The organism is Bradyrhizobium sp. A11 (assembly GCF_042077125.1).
In the GTDB taxonomy this organism is placed as follows: Bacteria; Pseudomonadota; Alphaproteobacteria; order Rhizobiales; family Xanthobacteraceae; genus Bradyrhizobium; species Bradyrhizobium japonicum_B.
Map to the genome: position 1 here is coordinate 5,044,086 of NZ_CP149509.1, position 13,141 is coordinate 5,057,226.

The window sequence follows — 13,141 nt, forward strand, 5'->3', positions numbered from 1 at the left end:
TTTGCCTGGAATGTGCGATATGCCGCGGCCCTCACAGCGACAACGGATGTCTCATGATCAAACGCGTCTTGCCGTATGAAGGTCTTCTCCACGAAGTGGTCGAGCACAACGGCGTGCTTTACATCGGCGGCATCGTCCCCGAGGACACCAGCCTCGATATGTCAGGCCAGGCCAACGACGTGCTCACCCAACTGGCGCAGCTGTTGAAGACCCTCGGATCCGATCCAGCCCACGTCTTGCAGGTGACGATCTACATGACTGATCTCAACGAGAAGGCAGCGTTCAACGCGGCCTGGAAAGCACACTTTGCAGAAGCTCATCTGCCGGCACGCGCCGCAATCGGGGTGGCCGACCTCGGTCAAGGCGTCAAGCTCGAGATGACGGCCATTGCTGCCCGGCCATAGCGGCGCGCCGAGGCCGGGCGTCAGGGCCCGCCGGCATTATCCACGGGCGCAGCAATCGACCAGCAGCTGCCAGATCCGCTGCGTCTCACGTCTCTCCTGCCCCTCCGGCTCGGCGCCGGACCGACCATATCGGACGATGGCGTGCGTTTCGCGAGGCACGATCCATCGTTCCGAAATCGGGTCGTACCATTTTCCGATGTTCACCTCAGTCACGGCGATCGACTCACAGATTTGATCAACGGTCGGCGATGCGCCTGCCGCGGCCTGATCCGAAGCCATTGGGCGACACGTCACTCAGTTTTACCAATCATGAGCCCGCACGATCGTTCCTCTTGCCTGCATCATCCCGGCCGGGCCGGGTGAATCGTGCGCGGATGCCGCTCGTGCAGCAACCGAGCCAGGTCCTCGCGCTCGGTCTCGCGTCCCTTCATGGCGGTCTCGAACAGCGCTTCCTGGATGTCGCGAGGCATATCGCCCCACACGTCCATCGCCGCGCGTCCGAGCAGGCTCGCAAGATGATCAATTCCGTCGTTCATTCGGCTCTCCTGGTCTCACCACCGATTGGAACAGCTGCCGCCGTGGAGCGTTCCACTGCCATCATTGTGAAAAGGAGCGTCTTTTATGGGTTTCTTCACCAAGGACATCAAATCGATGGAAGACCTGCTGCTGCACGGGCTGCAGGACATCTATTACGCGGAGCAGCAGATCCTGAAAGCGCTGCCCAAGATGATCGACAAGGCGACCAACAGGGACCTCGCCGCAGGCCTGAAAGCGCATCTGGACGAGACCAACAAGCAGGTCGAACGGCTCGACAAGGTGTTCGCCAAGCTCGGCAAGCAGCCCAGCGGCACGCAGTGTCCGGCCATCGACGGCCTCATCAATGAAGCCGATGCGACCGCCGGAGAGATCGAGGACAAGGCCGTGCTCGACGCCGCGATCGTCGCCAACGCGCAGGCCGTGGAGCATTACGAAATATGCCGCTACGGCACGCTGATCGCCTGGGCCGAAGAGCTCGGCCACGACGACATCGTGCGCTTCCTCACGACCAATCTGAACGAGGAGAAGGCGGCCAACACCAAGCTGAACACGGTGGCGCTGCGCAAGGGCGTCAACGCCAAGGCGTCCGACGCCGCCTGAGCGAGCGCCGACCAAGACGTGTCGGCCCGGCCTCCGGCGCCGCCACGATCCTCTGCTAGAGCGCAATGCGAACCATTGCCCCGCGCGCCGCAGGGCTATTGGGTATGGGCGATTTCGCCTGTGGCCATCCTTCGAGACGCCCGCCGTCGGCGGGCCCTCAGGATGAGGACTGGGTGGCGCGGCGATCGTTTCGACAAGCACGAATGCTGCTTAGCCTCATCCTGAGGAGGCCGCGAAGCGGCCGTCTCGAAGGACGAGGCGCGCGCTCAGATCTCAACACGCTCCAGGCATATTCGATCAGATGAACGGCTTCCCGCCGGTGACGGCAAGCGTCGCTCCCGAGGTGTAGCTCGAGAGCGGATCGGCCAGCATGACGTAGGCGGTTGCGAGCTCGGCCGGCTGGCCGGCGCGCTGCATCGGGACCTGCTTGCCGAAGTTCTTGACCCTGTCCTCAGGCATGGTCGACGGGATCAGCGGCGTCCAGATCGGACCCGGGGCAACGGCGTTGACCCGAATACCCTTCTCGGCCAGCATCTGGGCAAGCCCACCGGTGAAATTCTGGATGGCGCCCTTGGTGGTGGCGTAAGCCAGCAGCGTCGGGTTTGGCATGTCCGAGTTCACCGACGCCGTGTTGATGATGGCAGCGCCCGGCCGCATGTGCGGAACGGCGGCCTTGGTCAGATAGAACATGGCGTGGATGTTGGTCGCGAACGTGCGCTGCCATTCCTCGTCGCTGATGTCGGCGATGTCCTTGAACGTGGCCTGATGCGCCGCATTGTTGACGAGGATATCGATGCCGCCGAGCTCTTCCACAGTGCGACGCACGATCGAGCGGCAATGATCGGGATTGCTGATATCGCCGGGGATCAGGACGACCTTGCGCCGCTCCCGCTCCACCAGCGCCTTGACCTCGGCCGCATCCTCGTCCTCGTTCAGATAAGAGATGACGATGTCGGCGCCTTCGCGCGCGTAGGCGATCGCGACCGCGCGGCCGATGCCGCTGTCGCCGCCGGTGATCAGCGCCTTCTTTCCGGCCAGGCGTCCGGCGCCCTTGTAACTCTCCTCGCCATGATCCGGCCGAGGCTGCATCGCCCGCGTCGAACCGGGCATCGGTTGCTGCTGCGGTGGAAAGGGAGGCTTTGGATAATCGGTCATGGACAACTCCCGGGAAGCTCGCTGCGCTAACGGAGCGCCGCCGAAACTGTTCCTGGGATGGTCCGGACGACCGTAGCTCTATCCGGGTGAGACGGCCCCGATGTGCGACACCGGGCCTTGCGCATCCCCTGATCGGGCCTGACGATAGAGGTGACCTGGCTCTGCCCACAGGAACCCATTCGAGAACGGCACACCAGGATAGGCCGCCGCGAGCCGGCGGTTGCCGCCATCGACATCGTCGCGGCCGTCGAGCACGTCGCGAAAAATCCCGGCGATGGCGACCATGTCGCAATCCTGCGGCGACAGGCGCAGCGAGCCGACATTGCTCTGGCGCAACAGTTCGGCCTCGCCCAGCAGATTGGCGCAAGTGTGAGACAGCGTCTGCACGCCGTTGATGGTCAGAAACTCCTGTTGCTCCAGCGTGCTCAGAAGCAGACCATCCGGATCCTTCTCGCAGACGAAGCGGCAATTGTCCTTGGCGAGCTTGTGAAGGCGCGCATGATAGCAGCGGGCGGCGATCGCCAGCGGCACCCTGCCGAACGCGAACACCTCGATCGTGACATCGGGAACGGCCTTCGCGATCGCCGCCACCGAGGCCAGCGGCAACTCGGGCGGCAGGCAGATGCGCCCTGCCCCATGCGCGGCGTGAAAGCCTGCGCTCGCCTCGTTGTAGATGTTGACGAAGGGCCCGATGGCATGCGGCCGACCTGCGAGCGCCCTGAGACAAGTCAGATCGTTCACCTCGACCAGCGCGCCTTCGACCGACGCGAGCTCTTCGGTCTGGCGGCGCTCGCGCCGCAGCGAGACCAGGATCAGCGAGCCCAGCAGCACCTGCTTGCCTGACTTCTGCAGCCGCTCGACCACGGCCGGGATGTGGTCGGCGAAGAACGGCGACCGTTTCGAGCAGACGATCTCGCCGACCGATACGACATCGACCGGCGCTTCATCGGCGATACGGAAATAGAAGTCGCGCAAGCGTTCCGGCGCCCAATTGTACAGAACTGGACCGAGGCTGAGTTGCATCGCAGGAACCTCACATATTCGAAGAGATCAACGCCAGGTCTTTAGCGCCAGGTCTTTAGCGCTAGGTCTTTAGCGCCAGGTCTTGCGATAGGCGCCGAGCGTGGAGGCCTGGCCTTCGGTGAACGGCTTCAGGCTCGCAACGTCCGCCTCGCTGCCGTTCTCGAGCGCCGCAAGCGCATGGCGGAAATGGCGCACCACGCTTTCGACATAGGCACGGCCGCGCTGGCGGCCCTCGATCTTGAGCGCCGTGACCCCGGCATCGCGCAAGCCCCTAAGCAGGGTCGTGGCGTCCAGGCTGACGGGATCCTCGAAAATGTAACCGGCGCCCTGCGCGGTGGAGAAACGGCCCTTGCACAGCGTCGGATAGCCGGCAGGCTCGCTCGTCCCGAAACGGTTGATGGTGAAGCCGCCGAGGCTGGACTTCGTCCCCTCCGCGGTCTGTTCGTAGGTCACATGGCTCGGCGGCGAGCAGACGCCCTGCATGTTCGGCGACTTGCCGGTGGCGTAGGAGGACAGCGAGCAACGCCCCTCGGCCATCACGCAGAGGCCGCCGAACACGAATACCTCGGTCTCGCAGGCGGATTCTCGCGTGATCTCGGCGATCTCCGGCACGCTCAGGACGCGCGGCAGCACGACGCGCCGCGCGCCGAAATTCTCGGCGTAGAAGGCGATGGCATCCGGATTCGCGGCCGCGGCCTGGACCGAAACGTGCAAACGCTGGTTTGGATGGCGCCGCGCCGTGTAATCCATCAATCCGATGTCGGCGAGGATCAGCGCATCGGCGCCGGCGCTCACCGCATCGTCCACCGCGCGATGCCAGATGTCGACGGCGGCGGCGCGCGGGAAGGTGTTGATGGCCACCAGGATCTTCGCGCCACGGTCATGCGCGAGCGCGATTGCCTTGCGCAGCTCGTCACGGCTGAAATTCAGTCCCGGAAAGTTGCGCGCGTTGGTCTCGTCGTTGAAGCCGCAATAGATCGCATCGGCACCGGCATCGATGGCGCTCTTCAGCGCCGCCGGCGTCCCGGCGGGACAGATCAATTCCATCATCTCGATTGCTCGCTATGCCTCGATGAGCCGATCACATGGCCGCGGGCGGCCTCGAAGGCGCGCCTCGCCGGCACGCCCAGCGGCCCGAACAGCGGGGACAGTTCGGCGGCGAGATCGAGCTGGGCGTCGTCGATCGCATTGCGCAGCGCCAGCACCGCCTCGACATCGCCCTCGATGACGAGCTCGCGCGAGAACATCAAGGCATCGCCGTCGACCTTGCCTTCGAGCAGAGCCAGGAGATTGGCGAGCGAGGCCGAGATGCGCGCATCCAGGCCCTTCGGCAGCTCGCGGACGACGGACAGGCGCGGCGGCGTCGCCTCGACCACAAAGGCAAAAGGAAGATCAGTCGGCTTGATGCCGAACCGCGCGCGGGCGTGCACGCCGAGCCGGTCGAATAATGCAGGGTTGCGCCGGTGGATGCGCCGCAGGACACCGCCGAGCACAAGCTGCAACGGCAGCAGAGGCAGCGGACGCATCGCCAGTGCGACGAGCGGCGGAATCGTCGGCAACGGGCCGGGCGATGCGGCGGACGGATCATTCATGGCGCCACATCTGGACGGATTGCACATTGTTGTATTTGAGCCGGAACAATGAAGACCAAAAACAGGCCGGCTAGCTGTGAATTTTTGGGAGCATCTTCAGTTGCAACGTGATGTGCCGCGGTTTCGCGACTTGACCGACTTCCTGCGCTTCATCGAAAGCCGGGGGCAGTTGCGACGCATTCGCGAGAAGGTCTCCGTCGTCCACGAGATCACCGAAATCCACCGGCGTGTGCTGGGGGCGCACGGACCGGCATTATTGTTCGAGCAGCCGGTCAGGGCCGACGGCGAACCATCGGAGATGCCGCTCCTCACCAATCTGTTCGGAACGGTGGAGCGGATCGCGTGGGGCATGGGGATTGCGCCCGACCGCCTCGAAGAGCTTGGCGAGCTGATGGCCGAGCTGCGCGCGCCGCGACCGCCGAACAGCATCAGGGACGCCTTCGGCAAGCTTCCGCTCGCCCGCGCTGCGCTGGCGACGCGCCCGCGCACGCGCGCGGCGGCACCGGTGCAGGATTGCGTCGCGATGGGGCCCGACATCGATCTCGCCAGATTGCCGGTGCAGATCTGCTGGCCCGGGGAGCCGGCGCCGCTGATCACCTGGCCGCTCGTGATCACCGTGCCGCCGCACTCCGCCACGGCCGACCAGGAGGAGAATGTCGGCGTCTACCGCATGCAGGTGCTCGGTCGCGACCGCGCCATCATCCGCTGGCTCGCGCATCGCGGCGGCGCCCGGCATCACCAGCAATGGAAGGCGATCGGCCGCGACATGCCGGTCGCGATCGTCATCGGGGCCGATCCGGCCACCATCCTGGCCGCGGTGCTGCCGCTGCCCGAGACCATGTCGGAGCTGCGCTTCGCCGGAATCCTGCGCGGCGAGCGGCCCGATCTCGCCCCATGCCTCACAGTCCCGCTCGCGATTCCGGCCGAGGCCGAAATCGTCATCGAGGGCCTGGTCTCGGCGACCGAGACCGCGCCCGAGGGTCCCTATGGCGACCACACCGGGTACTACAATTCCGTCGAGGAATTTCCCGTGATGCGCGTGACGGCGATCACCAGCCGGCGGCAGCCGGTCTATCTCTCGACCTTCACGGGCCGGCCGCCGGACGAGCCGTCGCGGATCGGCGAGGCGCTCAACCGCCTGTTCGTGCCGCTGATCCGACAGCAATTCCCTGAGGTGACCGACTGCTGGCTGCCGCCGGAGGCGTGCTCCTATCGCATCGCGGTCGCGGCGATCAAGAAGCGCTATCCCGGCCAGGCGCGGCGGCTGATGCTGGGCCTGTGGTCGATGCTGCCGCAGTTCAGCTACACCAAGCTCCTGATCGTGGTCGACGACGACATCGACGTCCGCGACTGGAAAGCCGTGATGTGGGCGGTCTCGACGCGCAGCGACGCTTCGCGCGATCTCGTGACCCTCACCGACACTCCGATCGACTATCTCGACTTCGCCTCGCCGAAATCCGGGCTCGGCGGCAAGCTCGGCATCGATGCCACCACGAAGATGCCGCCGGAGACGGATCGCGAATGGGGCGTTCCGCTGGCGATGGATCCCGCCGTGGTCGCACGCGTCGATGCGATGTGGGCCGATCTCGGCCTTTCCGGTGCGCCCGCACGCACATCGGTCTCCATATGAGCGGGCGGCAAGGCATCGTCGTCGGCATCAGCGGCGCCTCGGGCGCCGCGATCGGCATGCGCATCGTCGAGCTGCTGGCCGACGATCCGCACTACGCGGTGCACCTCGTGGTCTCGCCCGCGGCCGAGCGTACGCTGAGCGAGGAGGTGGGCAGCGATGCGCTCGCGCGGCTGCGCGCGCTCGCCTTCCGGCATCATCTTCACTCGGACGTCGGCGCCGCGATCGCCAGCGGCTCGTATCCGGTCGCGGGCATGATCGTGGCGCCGTGCTCGATCCGCACGCTCTCGGCCATCGCCTGGGGACAGCTCGACAACCTCCTGACGCGCGCGGCCGACGTGCAGCTCAAGGAGCGGCGGCGGCTGGTGCTGCTGGTCCGCGAGAGCCCGCTGCATCTCGGCCATTTGCGCAGCATGCTGCAGGCAACCGAGATCGGCGCGATCATTGCCCCGCCGATGCCGGCCTTTTATCTGAGGCCGCAGTCGCTGGATGAGATGATCGACCAGATCGCCGGCCGGGCGATCAACCTGCTCGACCTGACGAAGCTTCGCGCCCCCGCGAAGATCTGGTCGGGCTCGGAGGGCACATAGCCGGCGCAGCGGCCATCGTCACGACCGCCCTCGACCGGATCAATTCACCTCGGCAAAGCCGAGCGATGACCTGACGCCCGGCGAGATCATCGAGGGATGCCAGGGCGGCTCGAACGTCATGGTGACGTCGACCGATTCGACGCCCGGAACGAGGCACGCGCTGCTCGCGACCCCCTCCCTGAGGAAGGACGCGGCGGGGCAACCGCGTGTGGTCGCCGTCATGGTGATGTGGGCGGCGCCGTCGTCGACTTGCACGTCATAGATGAAGCCGAGGTCGACGATGTTATGGCCGAGCTCCGGATCGATCACGACCTTCAGTGCCTGCCTGATCTGGTCCACGAGATCATCATCGTTGATCGTCATGGCCGCACCCTCACCGTCAGCTGATAGGAATCCTTCTGCGGCGTGAAGGCGCCGCGCCACTGATGGCCGCGCTTGCTCAACTCCCGAAACAGAAAGACCGGTTCACGGCTGAGCAAGGCGGACAGCGTCTGGCCCGGCGCGAGCCGCTCCAGGGCAGCCAAAATCCGAACCATCGGCTCGGGCGGATCGAGGTCGCGATTGTCGAGATGGACCGCGGGCTCCGGCCAATCGCCCTCGCTCGAGGCAGCGAGGACCGGTTCAGCCGCCTCGACCGAGCCATCGTCCGGCATGAAGCGGATCTCCCATTCGCCGCCTTCGAGCTCGGCTGCCCGATGGGCAAAGCCCCTGCTCGCCATGACGTCGAACAGAGGGACCGGCTTGAAGGGAGCGTAGAGCCGCAGCCCCTCCCCGGGCGCGAGCCGCTCGAGCGCGGCCATGATGATCGAGAACGGCTCGCCGCCTGCACGCAGGATCGGCCGGACATCGACGTCGATGAATTCGGTCATTGCAGTCTCCTTTCAGTTTCTTGAGACCAAGAGATGGGGCGCGGCTGCCCCTGTCGGCAGGCGTTGCGACGCCGCCACATCCGTAAGCCGCCGGGCCCTGATCAACTCTTCACTCAGGCCGAGCGTCGCAACCATCACCGCCGCGACGGCGATGCGGAAGCCGAGTGGCGCGTCGACCATGAGCATCAATGTCGCCGTCCAGCTTCCGGCAAAGAACAGCACGAACCATTTCGAGGCGCGTCGCTCGGCGACGAGATCCTGGACGCGGGGCGTCGGCACTCTGCCCATCACCGGACCATAGGTCTCGAGCCAGGTCAGGAACGGCACGATCTTGTAGAGATTGGCGAGCACGAGGCCCGTGAGCCAGCCGAACGCGAGGAGAAAGGCGAGCGCGCCGACATGGGACGAGAAGGCGCCGGTTGCGAGACAAGCGGCGCCAAGGATTGCGACCGCGATGAGGCTCGCCAGCGCAACGAGGCTCATGCGCGTGTTGAGCTCGAGCGCGCGGCGTTTGCGGGTGCTGTACAGGCCGAACACGTCGCGGCCGTAGGCGGCCAGCGACAGCAGCGCCGCTGCTCCTGCCAGCAGAAATGCCAGGTTCAGCCCCGTCATGCGCCAGAGTGCGAGCACGCCGCCGACAAGCCCGACGGCCAGCGCGATGGCGCCGGCGAGCCAGGCGAGACGGCCGAGCCGCGCATCGCCGTCGGGCGCGAGCATGAACATCGCAAGCAGGCGATAGCTGACGCCCATGGCCGTGAAGGTCAGCCAGCCGCCAAGGCCGGCGAGCGCGTGGATCGGCACGCCCGAGACCAACAGCTCCGGCCATTGCGCGCCGATGGCGGTCCCGGACAGCACCAGCGAGAACAGGCCGCCGAACGCCGCCGTGACGCAGATGCAGGCAAGCCCGCCTGCGACGAACCGCGCCGGTCGCGGCAGCGGACGGGCCGACCACAGCGTCATGCCGAGGTTGGCAACGACCAGGGCGAAGCCGGCGATCAGCAGGCCGGCCCCAATGGGAAGCAACCAAGACGGCCCGTTGAAGTGCCCGCCAAGAGCCAGAAAACCCGCGAGCAGGACCATCAGCCCCAGCGTCAGCAGCGCCAGAGCCGGCAGCGTCCAGCGTTCCGCATAGAGCGGCCTTGCGACCAGCACCGGCACGAACTGGAACAGCGCGCCGCACAGCACCGTGCTCAACCAGCCGATGCTGACCATGTGGACGATGACGAGCGTTTCCGGAGCGCCGATATCGTGGTTCGGAAAACCGAACCCAACGACCATCAGTGCTTCTGCGAGCAGCAACCATACGATCGCGACTGCGAAGTAACTGATGGCCCATCTACAGAGGCTGGTTCCGATCACGGCCTGCTTCCCATCGCCTGCACATGAGTTTCCATGTCAGCGCTCGAAAACGGTAAGCGGCGGCAGTCGCGACCACTTTGTCGAGGCGCAAACTCCGGCGCCATTCACGACAATGGGACCGGCGTCGACGCCAAGGCCGTGGAAGGATTGATGCAACGCAAGAGCACAGCCCGCGGCGCTGATATTCAAGACGTTCAATCGGCAAGGAGTGGTCGGATGACGCTAAGGAATTGGTGTGTGGTGCTGGCGATCTCGGCGGGCGCGGTCACATCCGCGATTGCGCAGTCCAGCTTCCAGCCCTCCCCGAACGCAAAGCAGGATGCGCCTCGCCTCACCCAAGTCATGAGCATGGCGCAGCTTCAGCATCTCAAGCTTTGGTACGCGGGCAAGGCGAGAAACTGGGATCTCGCCGCGTACGAGCTACGCCAGTTGACGAACAGCCTGGCCGAAGCGGCAATCTTCTACCCGGCGATTCCCGTCAGCAACGTCACCACGATGAGGGAGCCGCTGCTCTCGGTCGCCGACGCGATCTCGGCAGGAGACGATCGCAAGTTCGCCGGCTCCATGCGCGTGCTGACCGACGGCTGCAATGCCTGTCACAGCTCGATGGACCGCGGCTTCATCGCCATCGCCGTGCCGACCGGCGGACAACCGCCCGCCAATCAGGTATTTTCCCCGTCGGGAAACAACCGGAAGAAATGATGCGGCCGGGGGCGCTTTGCTCCCGGTGTCCACCTCCTGACGACGCCGTCCGAGATCTGATTGCGTTGCATCAATCCGGGAAACGAGCAGCCCCGTACTTTGGCCTCGCCTGGATATCAGCGACCGCCGAGCCCCTTCCATGATCGAACAATCCAGCCCGGCCAAGGTTTTGGCCGAGGCGTTCTGGCAAATGCCAAAGGCCGAGCTTTACCGCGCGCTCGGCTCCGGCCCGGACGGCCTCTCGCAGGGCGAAGCCGCCCGACGGCTAAAGATCCACGGGGCGAACCGCGCCGACGCCTCGCCGGGCCGGTCGGCCCTGCGCAAGCTCGGCCAACGTCTGTGGAATCCGCTGATCGCCATGCTGCTGGCGGCTGCGCTCCTCTCCGGGTTGAGCGGCGATATCGGCAGCTTTGCCATCATCGCGACCGTGCTTTCCCTCTCCATCACGCTTGATATCGTTCAGGAGCACCGTGCCGAGCTCACCGCCGAAAGGTTGCGGGAATCGGTCGCCATTCAGGCTGACGTCGTCAGGGACGGCAAGGATGCGACGATTTCGGTGACCGCACTGGTCCCAGGGGACGTCGTGAAGCTCCGCATCGGCGATTTGATACCGGCCGACGGCATCGTCCTCGATGCGCAGGATCTGCAGGTCAATGAAGCCCTGATGACGGGCGAGCCGTTTCCGGCCTTCAAGACCGACGCTGCCTGCTCCGCTTCATTGCCGGCGGACGCCACCAATGCCCTGTTCGCGGGAACCAGTACCGTCGGCGGCAGCGGCAGGATGTTGGTCGTGACGACCGGGGGCCGGACGCGCTTCGGCGCGATCGCCTCGGCAATGGCCGCCAATGCACCGCCGACGGCGCTCGAGCAAGGCGTCCACAGGCTCGGACTCTTGATCCTTCGGCTGACGCTCTTTCTCACTCTGTTTGTGCTGATGGCTCATCTCCTCGCGCAACGCAACGCGATGGAGTCCTTCCTGTTCGCGATCGCGCTCGCCGTCGGCTTGACGCCCGAGCTGCTGCCGATGGTGATGACGGTGACCCTCGCCCGCGGCGCCCGGCGCATGGCGAAGCGAAAAGTCATCGTCAAGAGGTTGTCCGCAATTCACGATCTGGGTGCGATGGACACGCTTTGCGTCGACAAGACCGGCACGCTCACGGAAGCCCGGATCACGCTGGAGGCGCATGTCGATCCCCAGGATCGAACCAGCGATCGCGTTCTGATCTTGGCGCACCTCAACAGCACGTTCCAGGCCGGCATGAGAAGCCCTCTCGACGACGCGATCCTGTCGGCGAGCCGCGACGACCGCGACGGCTGGGTCCGGCTTGCGGAAGTCCCGTTCGACTTCGAACGGCGGTGCCTGTCCGTTCTGGTCGGACGCAACGGCGAACAGACGCTGATCGCCAAAGGAGCTCCGGAATCCATTCTTTCTCGCTGCGTGGCCGTGGAAATCGATGGTCTGACTCATCCGCTCGACGCCGTCTCGCAACAGAGGATGGCCGACATCCAGGCGCGCTATGCCCGCGACGGCTTCCGGCTTCTTGCCGTCGCCATCAGGTCCATACCGGCGGGACAGCAGACAATCGCGGTCGGCGACGAGACCAATCTGACCATGATCGGCTTTTGTGCCTTCGCCGATCCGCCGAAGCAGGATGCGGCCGCGGCCATCAAGGCGCTCGGCTCGCTCGGCGTCACCATCAAGATCATTTCCGGCGACCATGGCGCCGTGGTCGCGCACGTGGCGCGATCGGTCGGCCTCAGCGCGGACCGGATCATGACCGGCGCCGAGATCTCCGAGCTGACTGATGCCGCGCTCATCGCCCGGGTCGACCATATCGACCTGTTTGCCCGGATCGACCCCGACCAGAAGCGGCGGATCATTGCCGCGCTCAGGCACCGCAATCACGTCGTCGGCTTCATGGGAGACGGCGTCAATGACGCCCCCGCGCTCCACGCCGCACATGTCGGCATATCCGTCACGGGCGCGACCGAGGTCGCCCGCGCGGCCGCCGACCTGATCTTGCTGGCGCCCGACCTATCCGTGCTTGCGGCCGGCGTGCGCGAAGGCCGCAGGACGTTTGCCAACATCCTGAAATATGTCCGGATGGGAACGAGCTCGAATTTCGGCAACATGCTTTCGATGGCGCTGGCCTCGATCGTTCTTCCATTCCTGCCGTTGCTGCCGCTGCAGATCCTGCTGAACAATTTGATCTACGATCTCTCCGAAATCGGCATCCCTTTCGACGACGTCGATCGCGAGGACATTGCGCGGCCCGAATCCTGGGACATGACAGGCATCCTTCGCTTCACCATCGTCATGGGAATGGTGTCGTCCCTGTTCGACGCGATCACCTTCGCCGTTCTTCTCAAGCTGTTCGATGCGGACGCGCCGATGTTTCAAACCGGCTGGTTCCTGGAATCGATAACCACCCAGATCCTGGTGATCTTCGTGATCCGGTCTCGCAAGCTGCCGTGGCGTGCGAACCGCCCCCACGCCATCTTGATCGCCACGTCCTTGGGTGCCCTGCTTGCCGGCGTGGCGCTTGCACTCGGCCCATGGCGAGGCGCATTCGGCTTTACCGCGCTGCCTGCGGGACTGCTTGCGACGATCATCGCCATCGCCACGGCCTATCTGATCTCGGCAAGCCTCGCGAAGCGGCTGGCGATCTCGGATCCCTAACGT

At 65.4% G+C, this 13,141-nt stretch carries 15 protein-coding genes; 6 read left to right on the top strand and 9 right to left on the bottom strand.

Features of this window, described 5'->3' with window-relative positions:
* The first annotated feature begins 53 nt into the window (after positions 1-53).
* A complete protein-coding gene (locus WI560_RS23795; protein WP_375305109.1) occupies positions 54-404 on the top strand; it encodes a RidA family protein in 351 nt (116 codons plus the stop codon).
* A gap of 36 nt (positions 405-440) precedes the next feature.
* Here WI560_RS23795 and WI560_RS23800 read toward each other — a convergent pair whose 3' ends face one another.
* Positions 441-683, bottom strand: coding sequence for a hypothetical protein (locus tag WI560_RS23800; RefSeq protein ID WP_375305110.1), 243 nt, complete (start codon positions 681-683; stop codon positions 441-443).
* Positions 684-745: 62 nt separating this feature from the next.
* A complete protein-coding gene (locus WI560_RS23805) occupies positions 746-940 on the bottom strand; it encodes a hypothetical protein (protein WP_375305111.1) in 195 nt (64 codons plus the stop codon).
* 85 nt (positions 941-1,025) lie between these two features.
* Here WI560_RS23805 and WI560_RS23810 point away from each other — a divergent pair, with 85 nt between their 5' ends.
* Positions 1,026-1,541: a ferritin-like domain-containing protein gene (locus WI560_RS23810; protein ID WP_375305112.1), complete on the top strand. Its 516-nt coding sequence runs from the start codon at positions 1,026-1,028 to the stop codon at positions 1,539-1,541.
* 297 nt (positions 1,542-1,838) lie between these two features.
* Here WI560_RS23810 and WI560_RS23815 read toward each other — a convergent pair whose 3' ends face one another.
* From WI560_RS23815 to WI560_RS23830, 4 genes are all read right to left on the bottom strand, one after another.
* A complete protein-coding gene (locus WI560_RS23815; protein WP_375305113.1) occupies positions 1,839-2,696 on the bottom strand; it encodes an SDR family oxidoreductase in 858 nt (285 codons plus the stop codon).
* Positions 2,697-2,774: 78 nt separating this feature from the next.
* Positions 2,775-3,719: a U32 family peptidase gene (locus WI560_RS23820; protein WP_375305114.1), complete on the bottom strand. Its 945-nt coding sequence runs from the start codon at positions 3,717-3,719 to the stop codon at positions 2,775-2,777.
* Between the two features lie 69 nt (positions 3,720-3,788).
* The gene (locus WI560_RS23825; RefSeq protein ID WP_375308895.1) at positions 3,789-4,766 is read right to left on the bottom strand and encodes a peptidase U32 family protein; all 978 of its coding nucleotides are present in this window, start codon (positions 4,764-4,766) and stop codon (positions 3,789-3,791) included.
* Positions 4,766-5,311: an SCP2 domain-containing protein gene (locus tag WI560_RS23830; RefSeq protein ID WP_375305115.1), complete on the bottom strand. Its 546-nt coding sequence runs from the start codon at positions 5,309-5,311 to the stop codon at positions 4,766-4,768. Before WI560_RS23830 ends, WI560_RS23825 begins: the two co-directional genes overlap by 1 nt.
* Positions 5,312-5,441: 130 nt before the next feature.
* Between WI560_RS23830 and WI560_RS23835 the strand changes: the two genes are divergently transcribed.
* On the top strand, positions 5,442-6,941 hold the full coding sequence (locus WI560_RS23835; RefSeq protein ID WP_375305116.1) for a UbiD family decarboxylase: 1,500 nt from the start codon (positions 5,442-5,444) through the stop codon (positions 6,939-6,941).
* Positions 6,938-7,528 (top strand): UbiX family flavin prenyltransferase, encoded by a 591-nt coding sequence (locus WI560_RS23840; RefSeq protein WP_375305117.1) that lies wholly within the window; start codon positions 6,938-6,940, stop codon positions 7,526-7,528. The genes WI560_RS23835 and WI560_RS23840 overlap by 4 nt, the downstream gene beginning before the upstream one ends.
* Positions 7,529-7,567: 39 nt before the next feature.
* Here the strand turns inward: WI560_RS23840 and WI560_RS23845 are convergent, their stop codons facing one another.
* Genes WI560_RS23845 through WI560_RS23855 form a run of 3 tightly spaced genes read right to left on the bottom strand, consistent with a single transcriptional unit; the run spans position 7,568 to position 9,756 of the window.
* Complete coding sequence (locus WI560_RS23845) at positions 7,568-7,891, bottom strand: metal-sulfur cluster assembly factor (protein WP_375305118.1); 324 nt, start codon at positions 7,889-7,891, stop codon at positions 7,568-7,570.
* Positions 7,888-8,397: a DUF2249 domain-containing protein gene (locus WI560_RS23850; protein ID WP_375305119.1), complete on the bottom strand. Its 510-nt coding sequence runs from the start codon at positions 8,395-8,397 to the stop codon at positions 7,888-7,890. Before WI560_RS23850 ends, WI560_RS23845 begins: the two co-directional genes overlap by 4 nt.
* 12 nt (positions 8,398-8,409) lie before the next feature.
* Complete coding sequence (locus WI560_RS23855) at positions 8,410-9,756, bottom strand: hypothetical protein (RefSeq protein WP_375305120.1); 1,347 nt, start codon at positions 9,754-9,756, stop codon at positions 8,410-8,412.
* Positions 9,757-9,789: 33 nt separating this feature from the next.
* Here WI560_RS23855 and WI560_RS23860 point away from each other — a divergent pair, with 33 nt between their 5' ends.
* Together WI560_RS23860 and mgtA are read left to right on the top strand one after the other, a co-directional pair.
* Positions 9,790-10,458, top strand: a complete 669-nt coding sequence (locus WI560_RS23860; protein ID WP_375305121.1) for a hypothetical protein — start codon at positions 9,790-9,792, stop codon at positions 10,456-10,458.
* A 139-nt stretch (positions 10,459-10,597) separates the two neighbouring features.
* Entirely contained in the window at positions 10,598-13,138 is a 2,541-nt protein-coding gene (mgtA, locus tag WI560_RS23865; RefSeq protein ID WP_375305122.1) for a magnesium-translocating P-type ATPase, read from the top strand.
* The last annotated feature ends 3 nt before the right edge of the window (positions 13,139-13,141 follow it).

Bases quoted from the DNA above. Each gene is read 5' to 3' on its own strand.
- WI560_RS23795 (WP_375305109.1), top strand. From the start codon at position 54: ATGATCAAACGCGTCTTGCCGTATGAAGGTCTTCTCCACGAAGTGGTC.
- WI560_RS23800 (WP_375305110.1), bottom strand. From the start codon at position 683: ATGGCTTCGGATCAGGCCGCGGCAGGCGCATCGCCGACCGTTGATCAA.
- WI560_RS23805 (WP_375305111.1), bottom strand. From the start codon at position 940: ATGAACGACGGAATTGATCATCTTGCGAGCCTGCTCGGACGCGCGGCG.
- WI560_RS23810 (WP_375305112.1), top strand. From the start codon at position 1,026: ATGGGTTTCTTCACCAAGGACATCAAATCGATGGAAGACCTGCTGCTG.
- WI560_RS23815 (WP_375305113.1), bottom strand. From the start codon at position 2,696: ATGACCGATTATCCAAAGCCTCCCTTTCCACCGCAGCAGCAACCGATG.
- WI560_RS23820 (WP_375305114.1), bottom strand. From the start codon at position 3,719: ATGCAACTCAGCCTCGGTCCAGTTCTGTACAATTGGGCGCCGGAACGC.
- WI560_RS23825 (WP_375308895.1), bottom strand. From the start codon at position 4,766: ATGGAATTGATCTGTCCCGCCGGGACGCCGGCGGCGCTGAAGAGCGCC.
- WI560_RS23830 (WP_375305115.1), bottom strand. From the start codon at position 5,311: ATGAATGATCCGTCCGCCGCATCGCCCGGCCCGTTGCCGACGATTCCG.
- WI560_RS23840 (WP_375305117.1), top strand. From the start codon at position 6,938: ATGAGCGGGCGGCAAGGCATCGTCGTCGGCATCAGCGGCGCCTCGGGC.
- WI560_RS23845 (WP_375305118.1), bottom strand. From the start codon at position 7,891: ATGACGATCAACGATGATGATCTCGTGGACCAGATCAGGCAGGCACTG.
- WI560_RS23850 (WP_375305119.1), bottom strand. From the start codon at position 8,397: ATGACCGAATTCATCGACGTCGATGTCCGGCCGATCCTGCGTGCAGGC.
- WI560_RS23860 (WP_375305121.1), top strand. From the start codon at position 9,790: ATGTCAGCGCTCGAAAACGGTAAGCGGCGGCAGTCGCGACCACTTTGT.
- mgtA (WP_375305122.1), top strand. From the start codon at position 10,598: ATGATCGAACAATCCAGCCCGGCCAAGGTTTTGGCCGAGGCGTTCTGG.